This window comes from Brucella ciceri (genome assembly GCF_041930145.1).
In the GTDB taxonomy this organism is placed as follows: domain Bacteria; phylum Pseudomonadota; class Alphaproteobacteria; order Rhizobiales; family Rhizobiaceae; genus Brucella; species Brucella intermedia.
This window is the reverse complement of the sequence record NZ_JBHEEV010000010.1, coordinates 50,051-64,813: the sequence shown is the minus strand read 5'-3', so window position 1 is coordinate 64,813 and position 14,763 is coordinate 50,051. Positions and strand designations below refer to the sequence as shown.

Sequence of the window (14,763 nt, the reverse complement as noted above, 5' to 3'; positions counted from 1 at the left end):
CGCCTTTTGGCGCGAATACTCCTTTGAAATTTGGCGTCTTGCTGTTAAATCGCGCGCATGAGCACACCACTTGACCATATTCGCAATTTTTCGATCGTCGCCCATATCGACCACGGCAAATCGACGCTGGCCGACCGCCTCATCCAGTTGACCGGCGGGCTGGATACGCGCGAGATGAAGGATCAGGTTCTCGACTCGATGGATATCGAGCGCGAGCGCGGCATCACCATCAAGGCGCAGACCGTCCGTCTCTCCTACAAGGCGAAGAACGGCGAGGATTACGTGCTGAACCTGATCGACACGCCCGGACACGTCGACTTCGCCTATGAAGTCTCGCGCTCGCTGGCCGCGTGCGAAGGTTCGCTTCTGGTGGTGGACGCTTCCCAGGGCGTGGAAGCACAGACGCTGGCGAACGTTTATCAGGCCATCGACAACAATCATGAAATCGTGGTCGTGCTGAACAAGATCGACCTGCCCGCTGCCGAGCCCGAGCGCGTCAAGCAGCAGATCGAGGAAGTGATCGGCATCGATGCGGCGCAGGCCGTGCATATTTCCGCCAAGACCGGCCTCGGCATCGAGGATGTGCTGGAAGCCATCGTCACCCAGCTGCCCGCGCCGAAGGAAGGCGACCGCAATGCGCCGCTCAAGGCCATGCTGGTCGACAGCTGGTATGACTCTTATCTCGGCGTCATCGTTCTGGTGCGCATCATCGATGGCGTCCTTAAAAAGGGCCAGACCATCCGCATGATGGGTACGGGCGCGAAATATCCGGTGGAGCGCACCGGTGTTTTCACGCCGAAAATGGTTCAGGTGGACGAACTCGGCCCCGGCGAGCTTGGCTTCATCACCGCTTCGATCAAGGAAGTGGCTGACACCCGCGTCGGCGATACGATCACCGAAGATCGCCGCCCGACGGAAAAGATGCTGTCCGGCTTCAAGCCCGCGCAGCCGGTGGTGTTCTGCGGCCTGTTCCCGGTCGATGCCGCTGATTTCGAGGACCTGCGCGCCGCCATGGGCAAACTGCGCCTCAACGATGCGTCGTTCTCGTTCGAAATGGAAACATCCGCCGCGCTTGGCTTCGGCTTCCGCTGCGGTTTCCTCGGCCTTCTGCATCTGGAAATCATTCAGGAACGTCTTGAGCGCGAGTTCAATCTCGACCTCATCACGACCGCGCCTTCGGTCGTCTACCGTCTCAACATGCAGGACGGTTCGCAGAAGGAGCTGCACAATCCGGCCGATATGCCGGATATCGTGAAGATCAACGCGATTGAAGAGCCATGGATCAAGGCAACCATCATGACGCCGGATGACTATCTCGGCGCTATCATGAAGCTTTGCCAGGAACGCCGCGGCATCCAGATCGACCTGACCTATGTCGGCCCGCGCGCCATGATCACCTATGATCTGCCGCTCAACGAAGTGGTGTTCGATTTCTACGACCGGCTGAAGTCGATCTCGAAGGGTTATGCCTCGTTCGATTACAATCTTTCGGATTACCGCGAGGGCGATCTGGTCAAGATGTCGATCCTCGTCAACGAAGAGCCGGTCGACGCGCTGTCGATGCTGGTGCACCGAACGGCTGCGGAAAAGCGCGGCCGCGCGCTGTGCGAAAAGCTGAAAGAGCTGATCCCGCAGCATATGTTCAAGATCCCGATCCAGGCGGCGATCGGCGGCCGCATCGTGGCGCGCGAGACGATCTCGGCGCTGCGCAAGGACGTGACGGCCAAGTGCTACGGCGGCGACGTGACGCGCAAGCGCAAGCTTCTGGAAAAGCAGAAGGAAGGCAAGAAGCGCATGCGCCAGTTCGGCAAGGTCGAAATCCCGCAGGAGGCCTTTATTCAGGCGCTCAAGATGGGTGATGATTGATCCATTGTCGATTTGTTGAACATTGACTGAGAGATCGGGCGCTTCGGCGCCCTATCTTTTTGACGACACGCCGCTCGCCCTCATCCTGAGGAGCCTCCTGAGCTTGCGAAGGAGGCGTCTCGAAGGACGGGGCGACAGCGCTCCCCCTCAGCCCTTCGAGACGGCTCCCTTGAGCTGCGCTCAGGGCGCCTCCTCAGGATGAGGGGGGACGAGTTCAACAACCGATCTCATCCCCGCTTCGAAAGTTCGGGCAGACGCTCATAATCCATAGCCATTAATGCTTCTTTCTTTGCCCGCGACCATCCTTTGATCTGTCGTTCTCGCGCAATGGCATCGACGATCCGGTCATAGGTCTCGGTGAAGACAAGCTCGACCGGTCGGCGCTTCTTCGTATAGCTATCGTAGATACCTTGGTTGTGTTCCCACAACCGGGCTTCGATGTTCTGCTTGGTAAGCCCGGTATAATAAGACCCATCCGCGCAACGCAGAATGTAGACTGTTACTTCCATGACTTGCCCCCGCGCGTCTTTGGAAGCTAAATGTTGCTTCAAATTTGGCTGTCGAACAAGCCACGACTACCGGCTTCAGGATCCCTCGCGCTCGGAAGGTTGAAATCAGTGTCCGCAAATCCCCGCATTTCCGTCACCTACTGCACCCAATGCAATTGGCTGCTGCGCGCTGCGTGGATGGCGCAGGAGCTGTTGCAGACTTTCGGGCAGGATTTGGCGGAAGTGGCGTTGCGTCCGGGCACGGGCGGGGTGTTTGAAATCCGCGTTCATATGCCAGACGGCAGCGAAGAACTCATCTGGGAGCGCAAGCGCGATGGCGGCTTTCCGGAAGCCAAGGTGTTGAAGCAGCGCGTGCGTGATCTGGTCTGGCCGGAGCGCGATCTCGGTCATTCCGACCGGCCAGTCAGTTCGTGAGGGCTTCTTACCCCTGATCCTTCGAGGCTACGCTTCGCTCCGCACCTCAGGATGAGGGCGGCAGCGAGCTTGATGAGGGGAGGCCATCGAAGTTAGATATCCAGGCGGCTGATCAAGAAGGGCGCCGACTTTTTGAACGAGAGCGGATACGCGCTTCCCTCATCCTGAGGAGGTGCGCAGCACCGTCTCGAAGGATCGAAGGATCGAAGGATCGAAAGACGAGGGAAAAAGCAGCATCGCTATTCCAAACCGAAGAAACTAATCCTCATCCACCACGCGCAGGCGTAGCTGGCTGGTCGAACCGTCCGCCGGTCTTGCCTGCGAGCGAGGTGTTTCCTCGGCAGGCTTTTCGCCGAATTCCAGCGCCTCGATCTTCGCGCCGCGTTTCGTGACCTTGGCTGACGACACAAGAATATCGTCAATATCCTTGTTGGCCTGCACGAAATGGGTTTGCAGCTTGCGCACGCGCTCATCCAGACGGCCGACATCTTCCATCAGGCGGATCACTTCGCCCTGAATCACATGCGCCTGCTCGCGCATGCGGGCATCCTTCAGGATGGCCTGAATGACCTGAATCGACAGCATCAGCAGCGAGGGAGAGACGATGACGACCCGTGCCCGGTGCGCGCGTTGGATCAGCGCCTCGAAATGCTCGTGAATATCCGCAAAGATCGATTCCGAGGGCACGAACAGGAAAGCCGTGTCCTGCGTTTCGCCGGGGATCAGATATTTGTCGGACACGTCCTTGATATGAATTTCCATGTCGCGGCGGAACTGGGCGACTGCTGCCTTGCGCGCCTCCGGCTGTTCCGTCTCACGCATCGAATTCCAGGCTTCGAGCGGAAATTTCGCGTCGATCACCAGCGAGGGCGCATTGTTCGGCATGCGCACAAGGCAATCGGGACGGGTGCTGTTGGAAAGCGTTGCCTGGAACTCGTAGGCGCCTTGCGGCAGGCCATCGGCGATGATCGCTTCCATGCGCGACTGGCCGAAAGCGCCGCGCGTCTGCTTGTTGGCGAGGATCGCCTGCAACTGCACCACCTGTCCGGCGAGCGACTGGATATTGTTCTGCGCCGTGTCGATGACGGCAAGGCGCTCCTGCAATTTGGCGAGGTTTTCATGCGTCGAGCGGGTCTGCTCGGTCATGGTCTGGCCGATGCGATGCGTCATGCCGTCGAGCCGCTCGCGGATCGACTGGTTAAGCTCGGCTTGCCTTGAGCCGAACACTTCGGCCATGGTCTGCATCCGGCCCTGCATCTCGGCCTGCGCCTTGAGGATTTCCGCCATGCGATATTCCGCATCGCGGGCCCGGTCCTCCGCCTGCGCTTCTGCAACTGCGCGAAGCCGGGCGGAGCGCGCTGCCGCGATCAGAAAAATGGCAAGACACAGCACCAGCACCACGATACCCGCCAGCAGGATATTGCCGAGCGTGAAGGATGTGGCGCCGAGCTGCAGAAGCGGCTCATTCAAGAGATTCTGGTTTTCCATGAAGTGAGCTTAACTGATTCGTGTTGCCTTGATGAGATCAAAACGGGAACATTTTGCAAAGTGTAATTGACGATTCTCACGCGAGCCATTACGTGAAAGCCCATGTCTGTAAAACCGCTTGTCATCCTTCCCGATCCCGTCCTGCGCCAGGTTTCCAAGCCCGTGGAGCGCTTTGACGACCAGCTGCGCAAATTTGCCGGCGACATGTTCGACACCATGTATGATGCGCCGGGCATTGGCCTTGCCGCCATTCAGGTGGGCGAGCCGATCCGCATGCTCGTCATCGACCTCGCCAAGGAAGGTGAACCGAAAGCGCCGCATGTCTTCATCAATCCCGAAATCGTCGGCGTGACGGATGAAGCCAGCACCTATGAGGAAGGCTGCCTTTCGATCCCGGATTATTATGCGGAAGTTGAACGGCCAGCCGCCATCAAGGTCAATTATTTCGATGCTGACGGCAAGCCGCATGCAATAGAAGCCGACGGGCTGATGGCCACCTGCCTGCAGCATGAGATCGACCATCTGAACGGCGTGCTCTTCATCGATCATATTTCCAAGCTGAAGCGCGATATGGTCATCAAGAAATTCAAGAAGCTCGCCAGCCAGAGCGCGCCTAAGAAAGTGCTTTAATGCGTGTCGTTTTCATGGGGACGCCGGAATTTTCCGTGCCGATCCTCACCGCCATCATCGGTCACGGTTATGAGGTTGTTGCGGTCTATACGCAGCCGCCGCGCCCGGCGGGCCGTCGCGGGCTGGAGCTGACCAAGTCGCCGGTGCATGAAAAAGCCGAGCAGTTCGGCATTCCGGTGTTCACGCCGAAGAGCCTCAGAAGCGCGGAAGAGCAGGACGTTTTCGCAAGCCTCGAAGCCGATGTCGCGATTGTCGTGGCCTATGGCCTGCTGCTGCCGCAAGCCATTCTGGATGCGCCGCGCCTCGGTTGCTATAACGGCCATGCCTCGCTTTTGCCGCGCTGGCGCGGTGCTGCTCCCATCCAGCGCGCCATCATGGCGGGGGATGCGGAAACCGGCATGATGATCATGAAGATGGATGCGGGGCTCGATACCGGTCCTGTTGCAATGGCTGAAAAGGTTGCCATCACGCCTGACATGACGGCAGGCGAACTGCATGATCGCCTGAGCATGATCGGCGCCGACCTGATGATCCGTGCGCTGGGTGCGCTTGAGCGTGAAAGCCTTGCCTTGCAGCCGCAGGCGGAGGAAGGCGTGACCTATGCCGCCAAGATCGACAAGGCCGAGGCGCGCATCGACTGGTCGAAGCCTGCGAAGGACGTCCACAACACCATTCGCGGCCTGTCGCCCTTTCCGGGTGCTTGGTGTGAAATGGAAATCAATGGCGCTGTCGAGCGCGTGAAATTGCAGCGCTCCACCTTGGGTGAGGGCAGGGGCGAACCGGGCACGGTGCTGGATGATCGCCTGACGGTCGCCTGCGGCGAGGGTGCCGTTCGTCTCGTCACGCTGCAGCGTTCCGGCGGCAAGCCATTGCCTGCGCAGGAGTTTCTGCGTGGCGCACAGGTCACGAAGGTTCTGTAGGCGGTGCCGCGCTACAAGCTCACTGTCGAATATGACGGCACGCCCTATGTCGGCTGGCAGCGGCAGGAAAACGGCCATGCGGTGCAGAATGCAATCGAACTGGCGTTCAAGAAGTTCTGCGGCGAAGACCTGACGCTAAGCGCTGCGGGCCGCACCGATGCGGGCGTTCATGCGACGGCGCAGGTTGCCCATGTCGATCTCACCAAGGATTGGGACGCGGGCAAGGTGCGCGACGCGGTGAATGCGCATCTGGTCATGGCCGATGAGCGCGTCAGCATATTGAATGTCGAGAAGACGACGGACACATTCGACGCGCGTTTTTCGGCGCGCAGCAGGCATTATCTCTACCGCATCCATAATCGTCGTGCGCCTCTGGCGATCGACTACCAGCGTGCATGGTGGGTGCAGAAGCGGCTCGACGCCGAGGCAATGCATGAAGCGGCGAAGCGGCTTCTGGGCGAGCACGATTTCACGACGTTTCGCGCCACGCAATGCCAGGCCAAGAGCCCGGTCAAGACGCTTGACCGCCTCGATGTGACGCGCAATGGCGACATGATAGAGATGCGCGTTTCAGCGCGATCCTTCCTGCACAATCAGGTGCGCTCCTTTGCCGGCAGCCTGATGGAAGTGGGCGTGGGTCGCTGGACGGCGGATGATCTGCAAGCTGCTCTGGAAGCGCGTGATCGCAAGGCCTGCGGGCAGGTTGCCCCGCCCTATGGGCTTTATCTGATTGGTGTGGACTACGCCTTTCCGTTTTAGCGCGCTTTAGGGGATCAAAAGCAAACTTCCTGACGATTTTCCCGTCTCCAGTGCACGATGGGCTTCCGCTGCCTCGGACAGTGCATAGGTGGTGCCGACAGTTCCAGTGAGGCCTTCTTCCATCATGCCGAAAAGCTCGGTAGCGGAGTTCCGGTAGTTGTCCAGATCGTTGATGTAAGCGATCACACTTGGCCGGACGAAAGAAAGATCTGCTTGATTGCCAAATGCATCAATGACGGTCTGGGAGATTTTTCCACCGGCTTGACCGATGCTCGCCAGAGTTCCGAGATGGCGCACGCATTGCGCGGTTTTGGGCAGAGTTTCTCCACCGATGCCGTCATAGGCGACATGAACCCCCACTCCGTTCGTAAGGCGTCTGGTGGCGGTGACAAAATCACAATCGCGCCCAACGAGCACATGATCCGCGCCGTTCTCGCGCGCCGTTTCGGCCTTTTCTTCTGAACTGACTGTGCCGATTACCGTTGCTCCGAGCGCCTTGCCCCAGCGGGTCAACAGAGTACCCAGTCCGCCGGCGGCTGCATGCACCAGCATGATCGTATCCGGGCCAACGGGGAATGTATCGGTCAGGAGCATATGGGTGGTAAGACCGCGCAGCATTGTGGCTGCCGCCGCCTGCGCGGAAATTGTATTGGGCAGCATCAGGGCCCGTTGGGCGGGTAAAAGCCGGGTCGAGGCATATGCACCCACAGGGAGGCCTGCATAGGCCACCCGGTCACCCGGTTTGAGATCAGTTACGCTCGATCCGACAGCTTCCACAATGCCTGCGCCTTCGACGCCGAGCACAGCCGGAAAGGACGGCAGCGGATAAAGGCCGGTACGGTGGTAGATGTCGACGAAATTCACGCCGATTGCCTCGTGGCGGATGCGTATCTCGCCCGCACCGGGGCTTCGGGGTGTCTGCGGGACTGTCTGAAGCAGCCCTGCTTCACCGGTTTCGTTCAGAATGATCTCGTGGTCCATCAGTTTAGCCTCCGTTGCAATCCGGGGCAGTATCGGGGATAGAGAAACGGGAAAAAATTGCTGTTTTGATCGCAACCTATGGGAAAAATTTCACAATGGTGAACTGGGAGAGCGTACGTTACTTTGTAGCTTTGGCCGATAGCGGCACTCTGTCGGGCGCGGCGCGGATGCTGAATGTAGAACATGCGACGATAGCGCGACGTGTGGCTGCCCTGGAAAGCGAAACCAGTTTGAAATTGGTTGACCGTCGGGGACGACGTTTTCTGCTGACGGAAGACGGGGAACGGATCGCTGCAATTGCCCGCAAGATGCAAGACGAGGCGCAGGCTATCAGTCGGCTGGGCGCAGTCCGCGACACTGGTATAAGCGCTACCGTTACACTCACGGCGCCGCCTTCCTACGCGGTTGCGAGACTAGCCAGGCCGCTTGCTGCAATATCGGCGCAGTATCCGGGTATCCATATGCGTGTGATGGGGGAGGCGCGCTTCAGTTCCCTGAACCGTCGGGAAGCGGATATAGCGATACGCCTGACACGTCCGACGACCGGGGACCTCACCATCCGCAGGCTTGGCGAGGAAGCCTTTCGCCCTTACGCAAGTCGACACTATCTGGCGCGAACCCGCCCAGAGGAATGGCAGTTCATTGCCTATGATGAAAGTTTGGAGGACGCGCCGCAGCAGGCTTACCTGCTTGCCTTGGCTGGCACCCGGCCAATTGCCTTGCGCGCCAACACGCTGGAGATGCAGCTTGCGCTCGTGAGCGAGAACGCAGGCATCGCCATGCTGCCGGACTTCATGGCTGAAACACAGGAACATCTCGTGCCAGCGCTGCCGGATCATGCTCCGCTTCTGCGTGAGGTTTGGATGGTTGTTCACTCCGACATGAAGGCCGTCCCGGCTCTGCGCGCCGTCATGGCCGAGATTGCTGGTGCCCTCAATCATCCCATGCCGATATAACGGCTATCGTATTAGTAAGCGTGGGGTTCGAAGCCGATTCCGAGTAGATTCTGCAACAGGACGGTCAGGAACAGCGAACCGAAGAAGATGCAGGCGAAGAACGGTGCTGCATAGGCATGCGGGCGCTGCAGCGCGATGAAAGTCAGCCGGTAGCTCAGCACGACGGATATGCCGAACATGATGAAGGCGAACAATGTCGCCACGTCGGTGCGTCCTGGGAAGAAAAGTTGCAGCAGCGTGATCGGCGCGAAGATCCACGAAATCAGCGCGCTGCCCCAATTGGTGGCAATCACGAATGCAGCATACCGCTTGGCGATGCCGATGCGCTTGGCGATAAGCCCGATGACGACGAGCGGGACGATCCATGCCGCTATGTCGACGAAGGCGGCGCGGGTGACGATGGCGAAGCGCAGGCCCGCCTCCTCGCGTCCTGCCGTCAGGTTCGCTGCATAAGCGACCCAGCCTGCGAACATCGGCGGCAGCGCAATGGCTATCGCATAGAAGGACGACCAGAAGCCCTCGGCGGAAATGTCGAGATGATCCAGTCCGTCCTTGCGCCCGAGCATCATTTTCCAGACGCCCCAGAAATATCTGAAAATATCGTCCAGGCTTGGCATGAGATTCCCAATTTTTCGCATAATCCGGGCGGACACGTCATGCGACTGTCCGGGGCTATGCTCTACCCAAAGAAATCGGCAATGAAGCGTTCATAAATCTGTGTCAGGCCTTCGAGGTCGGCAAGGGCCACGCGCTCGTCGACCATGTGCATGGTCTGCCCCACGAGGCCGAACTCGACCACCGGGCAGTAATCCTTGATGAAACGCGCATCGGACGTGCCGCCGGAAGTCGATAGTTCCGGGCGCTTGCCGGTGACGGCCTCCACCGATGCGGTCAGCGTGCCGATCAGCTTTTCGTCGCGGGTCAGGAACACATGGCTCGGATGCTCGCGCCAGGTCAGCTCATAATTGATCGGCGTTTCACGGCCCGGGCGCAGGCGATTGTCGCGGGCGGCCTTTTCGAGGCGCGCCACGATTTCCGCTTGCAGGCTCTCCGCGGTCCATGTGTCGTTGAAGCGGATGTTGAACGAGGCGGTTGCCTTGTTCGCAATGACATTGGTGGCCGTGTTGCCCACATCGATGGTGGTGACTTCCAGATTGCTGGCCTGGAAATCGGCAGTGCCTGCGTCGAAAGCCGGGTAAAGCAGGCTGTCGACCAGCGTTGTGATGCCGCGCACCGGATTTTCGGCCAGATGCGGATAGGCCGCATGACCTTGCACGCCGTGGACGGTGATGGTGCCTGACAGCGACCCGCGCCGCCCGATCTTGATCATGTCGCCGAGCGCATTGGGATTGGTCGGCTCGCCGACGATTGATGCATCCCAGCTTTCGCCGCGCTGCTTGGCCCAGTCGAGGAGCTTGACCGTGCCATTGATGGCCGGGCCTTCCTCGTCGCCGGTGATGAGGAAGGAAACGCTGCCCTTGAGGCTTCCGTGCTTTTCGATGTGGCGGGCAACGGCTGCGACGAAGCAGGCGACGCCGCCCTTCATGTCCACCGCGCCGCGACCGTACATCACGCCGTCTTCGATGGCGGCGGAGAAGGGCGGGTGTTTCCAGTCGCCTTCATTGCCGGGCGGCACGACGTCGGTATGGCCCGCGAACATCAGGTGCGGGCCGTTGCCCGACTTGCGCGCATAGAGGTTTTCGATGTCGGGCGTGCCTTCATCGCGGAAGACGGGCCGCTCCACCGAAAACCCCATCGGCTTCAGCATCGCTTCCAGTGCCGTCAGCGCGCCGCCTTCGGCGGGCGTCACGGATGGGCAGCGGATGAGGGCGGCGAGGTTTTCGGCGGGATTGACGGCTAAGCTCATGTGATCGGGACTTTTTGAAAAGGGAATCGTCTGATGGCGAGATTATCGCGCATCCCGAAAAGTGCGAAGCGGTTTTCGGACCAGGATGCGCGAGAAAACAAAGTGGCATCCCGAAAAGTGCGAAGCGGTTTTCGGACCAGGATGCGCGAGAAAACAAAGTCGCATCCCGAAAAGTGCGAAGCGGTTTTCGGATCAAGATGCGTGTGAAGGGCGGCGGTTGTGCATGGGGGATGTTTCGCCTTTCACTTGTTTTTCTCAACCGGTTTCAATTTGGGAACGAAATTTCCTTGACCGGAGGGCCCCTGTCATCGTTAGTTAAAAATAAGTTGATAACGAGACCCGCAAAGGGCCGGTCAACGGGGACTCTTTTAAAAATGGGAAACTGCGCATGCGTTTTGTCACTTCTGCGATAGCAGGCATGATGGTGCTCTTCGGGGCGGCGGCGATACCGGCCAAGGCCGCGCAATGGAGTGAAGCAGGCGGGCTTACAAGCATTCCTTACGGGCACAAGGATTATTGTGATCGCAACAAGCGCGATTGCGGCGCGCATCGCGTCCTGCCGCCGATGAAGCTGACCCCGCAGCGCATGAAGCTGCTGCAATCGGTCAGCAGCTCCGTCAATCACCGTATCAAGCCGGTCTCCGATCAGGAGAATTACGGCAAGCGCGACTACTGGACGCTTCCCGTCAACGGCAAGGGCGATTGCGAAGACTATGTGCTGATGAAGCGGGCGCAGCTCATGGCGCGGGGCATCAGTCCCTCATTGCTGCTCATCACCATGGTGCAGGGCAGCGAGCCGCATGTCATCCTGACTGCCCGCACGGATCACGGCGATTATATCCTCGACAATCTGCGCGACGAGGTGCTGCCCGTCGAGAAGACGTCCTACCGCTATATCAAGATGCAGTCGCCAGCCAATTCCGGCCAGTGGGTTTCCATCGCCGGGCGGTCGGTCGCCGTCGCGAACAACTGACCGGGCGTACGGCGTTCAACGCCGAACGCTGCGAGGCCGTTTGAATATCATCAAGCCGCATTTCGATGCGGCTTTTTGTTTTCACGGGTTGCGCGATCAAGGGGGTGAAGCGTGAAAATCGTCCCATTGTTCACTCTCATTGGACAATATATCCGGACAGACTGTTCGCGCTTCTTGAACAAAGACACCTTTGTAACAGTCGTGTGATTGCTGGTATATCAATTAATTTATTGTTTTTATTTGATTTTTCAAATCAGTTTGGCTCAAATTCAAAAAATTGGACGCACAAATGTGTGATCAAGAAAACATTTTCGTGACTGGAACTTTTGCTCACTGTCACCCATTTCAGCTGCATCGGAACGACGAACAAACGCCGCTCCACTTTCCAAGGAGATAGGAAAATGAAGAAGATTGTTCTTGCTGCCGCTGCTCTTGCTCTTACCGCCGGTGCCGCCTTCGCAGAAAACCCGCATGTTGGCGAACCTGCCGATCTTTATGCAAACGACCGCACCCCGGTCGCTGCCCAGAAGCTCGACTACACGGCTCCTGCCTCGATCAACAAGGCAACGGTCTATCAGGATGGTTCGGCTCACCGCTTCGGTGATGCATCGCCTTCCTCTTACCAGAACTAAGAGTCCTTCCGGACTTTTGGTCTTTCCGGTCCTGACGGGCCGGGCATGAATACCCACATTGCATGTCATCCCGAAGGTGTCGGGGCATTTCCTCCCAGATGTGCCTGACACCGTAGGGCGGGCCACGAAGGCCCAGCCAACCGGCGGATTGCCATTAGACAACCGCCAGATAACCGCCAGTTACCTACCAAGTAACCGAATGTCCCCCCTGAGCCCGAACACGAGCCCGAAATTGAGGTTCGACCGGTGAAAGCCGATGTCGGGGACGCTATGGAAAAGGAATAGAGATATGAAAAAGTTTGCTCTTGCCGCCCTTGCTGTCGCTCTCAGCGCCGGTGCCGCCTATGCCGAAAACCCGTTTGTCGGCCAGCCTGCTGAAATGGCTGCCCAGGACAAGGCCTTCGTGCTTCCCGGCGAAACCCCGGTCGCTTCGACCCGCAGCAACATCGACTATACGGCTCCGGCTGCCATTCGCCAGTCTGCGCCGGTCAGCCAGGATGGTTCGGCTCACCGCTTCGGCGACGCTTCCCCGTCCAGCTACCAGAACTAATCGGTTCTGATAGTTGAGACTCCCGGTCGTCCTGCGTGGCTCTGCGTTCGTCCCCCTCACGCATCAGCCATGCAGGGCAACCGGAAAGCTTTAAAACTATCTCCCCGGAGGATGGCGTCAGTGTCTCCCCGGACTGCCCGGATCAGAGGCATTGCGCCATCCGAAGGGGCGACCAGTTATGAAAAAGGCGACGCCAGCGGCGTCGCCTTTTTCCTTGATATGCCTGCGTCTCAAAGCGCATCCCGAAAAGCGTGGACCGATTTCGGCGATCCACCAAACAGACGCGTTCTAGTCCCGCAGCAATTCGTTGATCGAGGTCTTGGAGCGGGTCTTTTCATCGACGCGCTTGACGATGACGGCGCAATAGAGGCTCGGGCCCCAGTTTTCGCCGGGAACGTTCTTGCCCGGCATGGTGCCGGCGACGACGACGGAATAGGGCGGCACTTCGCCGTAGAAGACTTCGCCCGTCGCGCGGTCCACGATCTTGGTGGATTTGCCGATGAAGACGCCCATGCCGAGCACGGAACCTTCACGCACGATGCAGCCTTCAACGACTTCCGAGCGGGCGCCGATGAAACAATTGTCCTCGATGATGGTTGGGCCGGCCTGCATCGGCTCCAGCACGCCGCCGATACCGACGCCGCCGGAAAGATGAACATTCTTGCCGATCTGTGCGCAGGAACCGACCGTCGCCCAGGTGTCGACCATCGTTCCTTCATCGACATAGGCGCCGAGATTGACGAAGGACGGCATCAGGATAGCATTCGGCGCGATATAGGCCGAGTGGCGCACGACGCAGTTCGGCACGGCGCGGAAGCCCGCCTTTTCGAATTCATTGGCTGTCCATCCGTCGAACTTGGAGGGAACCTTGTCCCACCATGACGACTGGCCGGGGCCGCCCTTGATGACTTCCATCGGGTTGAGGCGGAAAGAGAGCAGAACCGCTTTCTTCAGCCATTGGTTGACATGCCAGTTGCCGTCCGCCTGTTTTTCTGCGACACGGGCTTCACCGCGGTCGAGCAGAATGAGCGATTGTTCGACGGCATCGCGCACTTCGCCGCGCGTTGCCGTATTGATGCCGTCGCGCTCGTCGAAAGCCTTGTCGATTGTCTTCTCAAGGGAGGCGAGGTCTGGCTTGGTCATAAGGTGCGGTCTCCATGAATGGGGCGGCGGAAGGCAGGCGGGAAAGGTCCAGCCCGTTTGCTGGGAAATTGATTAAGCGATGGCGCCATATGGGTCAATCGCGTTCGTGATCCGATTGCGGCGCCACGTTTGAGACAGATTAAGCAATTAGCGCCAGAATGAATGTTCAATTCTTTGCATGGCGGAATGAAGGAGCAGGTGAGTAGCATGAACCCGATGGAGAAGTCCGGCTGGACGCCGTTCCCCAATTCAGAGGAAGCTGTCAAGCAGGCGCGAACCGTACCGCAGACGCCGCAGACCGAAGCTTCGGCCTATCGCCTTGCATTCACGGACGACGAGTTCATGACCCGGCGCGACCTGCGCCCGGTGCGTCTGCAGCTGGAATTGCTGAAGCCGGAAATGATTCTGGCCGACCGGGGCATCAAGTCCACCGTGGTCATGTTCGGCGGCGCGCGCATTCCCGAACCCGGCGGCGAGGCCTGGGCGGCCAAGAACGAGGTCCAGAAGAAGAACCTCGAAGCCAACGCGCAATATTACGAGGAAGCGCGCAAATTCGCGCGGCTTTGCTCGGAATATTCCGCCACCACCTATTATCGCGAGTTCATCGTGGTGACGGGCGGCGGCCCGGGCGTCATGGAAGCGGGCAATCGCGGTGCCGCCGATGTCGGCGCGCCGACCATCGGGCTCAACATCGTGCTGCCACATGAACAGGCGCCAAACGCCTATGTCACGCCCGACCTCTGCTTCAATTTCCATTATTTCGCGATCCGCAAGATGCACTTCCTCATGCGCGCCAAGGCGATCTGCGTCTTCCCCGGCGGTTTCGGCACGATGGACGAGCTTTTCGAGGCGATGACGCTGATCCAGACCAACCGGATGGAGCGCCTGCCGCTGATCCTGTTCGGCAAGGAGTTTTGGACCAAGGCGATCAATATCGAGTTTCTGGCCGAGCAGGGCACGATTTCGCCCGCCGATATCGAACTGCTCAATTTCGTGGAAACCGCCGACGAAGCCTGGGGGCAGATCAGGGATTTCTACAAGCTCTGATCGTCCCGGATATTCTGTGCGATGCGCT

Annotated in this window: 16 protein-coding genes; 10 read left to right on the top strand and 6 right to left on the bottom strand. The window is 59.1% G+C overall.

What is annotated here, in order from left to right; genetic code table 11:
* The first annotated feature begins 57 nt into the window (after positions 1 to 57).
* Complete coding sequence (gene lepA / locus JNC63_RS17940) at positions 58 to 1,866, top strand: translation elongation factor 4 (RefSeq protein WP_006467592.1); 1,809 nt, start codon at positions 58 to 60, stop codon at positions 1,864 to 1,866.
* Between the two features lie 227 nt (positions 1,867 to 2,093).
* Here lepA and JNC63_RS17935 read toward each other — a convergent pair whose 3' ends face one another.
* Positions 2,094 to 2,375 carry a GIY-YIG nuclease family protein gene (locus tag JNC63_RS17935; protein ID WP_063881538.1) on the bottom strand — a complete coding sequence of 94 codons (282 nt, stop codon included), beginning with the start codon at positions 2,373 to 2,375 and terminating at the stop codon, positions 2,094 to 2,096.
* A gap of 108 nt (positions 2,376 to 2,483) precedes the next feature.
* Between JNC63_RS17935 and JNC63_RS17930 the strand changes: the two genes are divergently transcribed.
* Positions 2,484 to 2,789, top strand: a complete 306-nt coding sequence (locus JNC63_RS17930; RefSeq protein ID WP_063881537.1) for an Rdx family protein — start codon at positions 2,484 to 2,486, stop codon at positions 2,787 to 2,789.
* 258 nt (positions 2,790 to 3,047) lie between these two features.
* Here JNC63_RS17930 and JNC63_RS17925 read toward each other — a convergent pair whose 3' ends face one another.
* Positions 3,048 to 4,277 carry a DNA recombination protein RmuC gene (locus JNC63_RS17925; protein WP_063881536.1) on the bottom strand — a complete coding sequence of 410 codons (1,230 nt, stop codon included), beginning with the start codon at positions 4,275 to 4,277 and terminating at the stop codon, positions 3,048 to 3,050.
* 102 nt (positions 4,278 to 4,379) lie between these two features.
* Between JNC63_RS17925 and def the strand changes: the two genes are divergently transcribed.
* Genes def through truA form a run of 3 tightly spaced genes read left to right on the top strand, consistent with a single transcriptional unit; the run spans position 4,380 to position 6,586 of the window.
* Positions 4,380 to 4,907: a peptide deformylase gene (def, locus tag JNC63_RS17920; RefSeq protein ID WP_021587110.1), complete on the top strand. Its 528-nt coding sequence runs from the start codon at positions 4,380 to 4,382 to the stop codon at positions 4,905 to 4,907.
* Positions 4,907 to 5,827 carry a methionyl-tRNA formyltransferase gene (fmt, locus tag JNC63_RS17915; protein ID WP_063881535.1) on the top strand — a complete coding sequence of 307 codons (921 nt, stop codon included), beginning with the start codon at positions 4,907 to 4,909 and terminating at the stop codon, positions 5,825 to 5,827. Before def ends, fmt begins: the two co-directional genes overlap by 1 nt.
* Positions 5,828 to 5,830: 3 nt before the next feature.
* Positions 5,831 to 6,586, top strand: coding sequence for a tRNA pseudouridine(38-40) synthase TruA (truA, locus tag JNC63_RS17910; RefSeq protein WP_063881534.1), 756 nt, complete (start codon positions 5,831 to 5,833; stop codon positions 6,584 to 6,586).
* Positions 6,587 to 6,592: 6 nt separating this feature from the next.
* Here truA and JNC63_RS17905 read toward each other — a convergent pair whose 3' ends face one another.
* The gene (locus JNC63_RS17905; protein WP_063881533.1) at positions 6,593 to 7,567 is read right to left on the bottom strand and encodes a quinone oxidoreductase family protein; all 975 of its coding nucleotides are present in this window, start codon (positions 7,565 to 7,567) and stop codon (positions 6,593 to 6,595) included.
* A 95-nt stretch (positions 7,568 to 7,662) separates the two neighbouring features.
* On the opposite strand from JNC63_RS17905, the gene JNC63_RS17900 reads away from it, so the two are divergent.
* Positions 7,663 to 8,523, top strand: a complete 861-nt coding sequence (locus JNC63_RS17900; protein ID WP_063881532.1) for a LysR family transcriptional regulator — start codon at positions 7,663 to 7,665, stop codon at positions 8,521 to 8,523.
* 11 nt (positions 8,524 to 8,534) lie between these two features.
* Here the strand turns inward: JNC63_RS17900 and JNC63_RS17895 are convergent, their stop codons facing one another.
* Both JNC63_RS17895 and dapE read right to left on the bottom strand, forming a co-directional pair.
* A complete protein-coding gene (locus JNC63_RS17895) occupies positions 8,535 to 9,140 on the bottom strand; it encodes a hypothetical protein (protein WP_021587105.1) in 606 nt (201 codons plus the stop codon).
* 62 nt (positions 9,141 to 9,202) lie between these two features.
* Entirely contained in the window at positions 9,203 to 10,390 is a 1,188-nt protein-coding gene (gene dapE, locus JNC63_RS17890) for a succinyl-diaminopimelate desuccinylase (RefSeq protein ID WP_063881531.1), read from the bottom strand.
* A gap of 421 nt (positions 10,391 to 10,811) precedes the next feature.
* On the opposite strand from dapE, the gene JNC63_RS17885 reads away from it, so the two are divergent.
* The 3 genes from JNC63_RS17885 (at position 10,812) to JNC63_RS17875 (ending at position 12,545) form a co-directional block, all read left to right on the top strand.
* On the top strand, positions 10,812 to 11,363 hold the full coding sequence (locus JNC63_RS17885) for a transglutaminase-like cysteine peptidase (protein WP_006472292.1): 552 nt from the start codon (positions 10,812 to 10,814) through the stop codon (positions 11,361 to 11,363).
* A 401-nt stretch (positions 11,364 to 11,764) separates the two neighbouring features.
* Entirely contained in the window at positions 11,765 to 11,995 is a 231-nt protein-coding gene (locus JNC63_RS17880) for a hypothetical protein (RefSeq protein WP_006472293.1), read from the top strand.
* 289 nt (positions 11,996 to 12,284) lie between these two features.
* The gene (locus tag JNC63_RS17875; RefSeq protein ID WP_006467574.1) at positions 12,285 to 12,545 is read left to right on the top strand and encodes a hypothetical protein; all 261 of its coding nucleotides are present in this window, start codon (positions 12,285 to 12,287) and stop codon (positions 12,543 to 12,545) included.
* A 288-nt stretch (positions 12,546 to 12,833) separates the two neighbouring features.
* On the opposite strand, the gene dapD is transcribed toward JNC63_RS17875, so the two are convergent.
* A complete protein-coding gene (gene dapD, locus JNC63_RS17870; protein WP_006467573.1) occupies positions 12,834 to 13,688 on the bottom strand; it encodes a 2,3,4,5-tetrahydropyridine-2,6-dicarboxylate N-succinyltransferase in 855 nt (284 codons plus the stop codon).
* Positions 13,689 to 13,895: 207 nt separating this feature from the next.
* On the opposite strand from dapD, the gene JNC63_RS17865 reads away from it, so the two are divergent.
* The gene (locus JNC63_RS17865; protein WP_031346854.1) at positions 13,896 to 14,735 is read left to right on the top strand and encodes an LOG family protein; all 840 of its coding nucleotides are present in this window, start codon (positions 13,896 to 13,898) and stop codon (positions 14,733 to 14,735) included.
* Positions 14,736 to 14,763 lie beyond the last annotated feature (28 nt).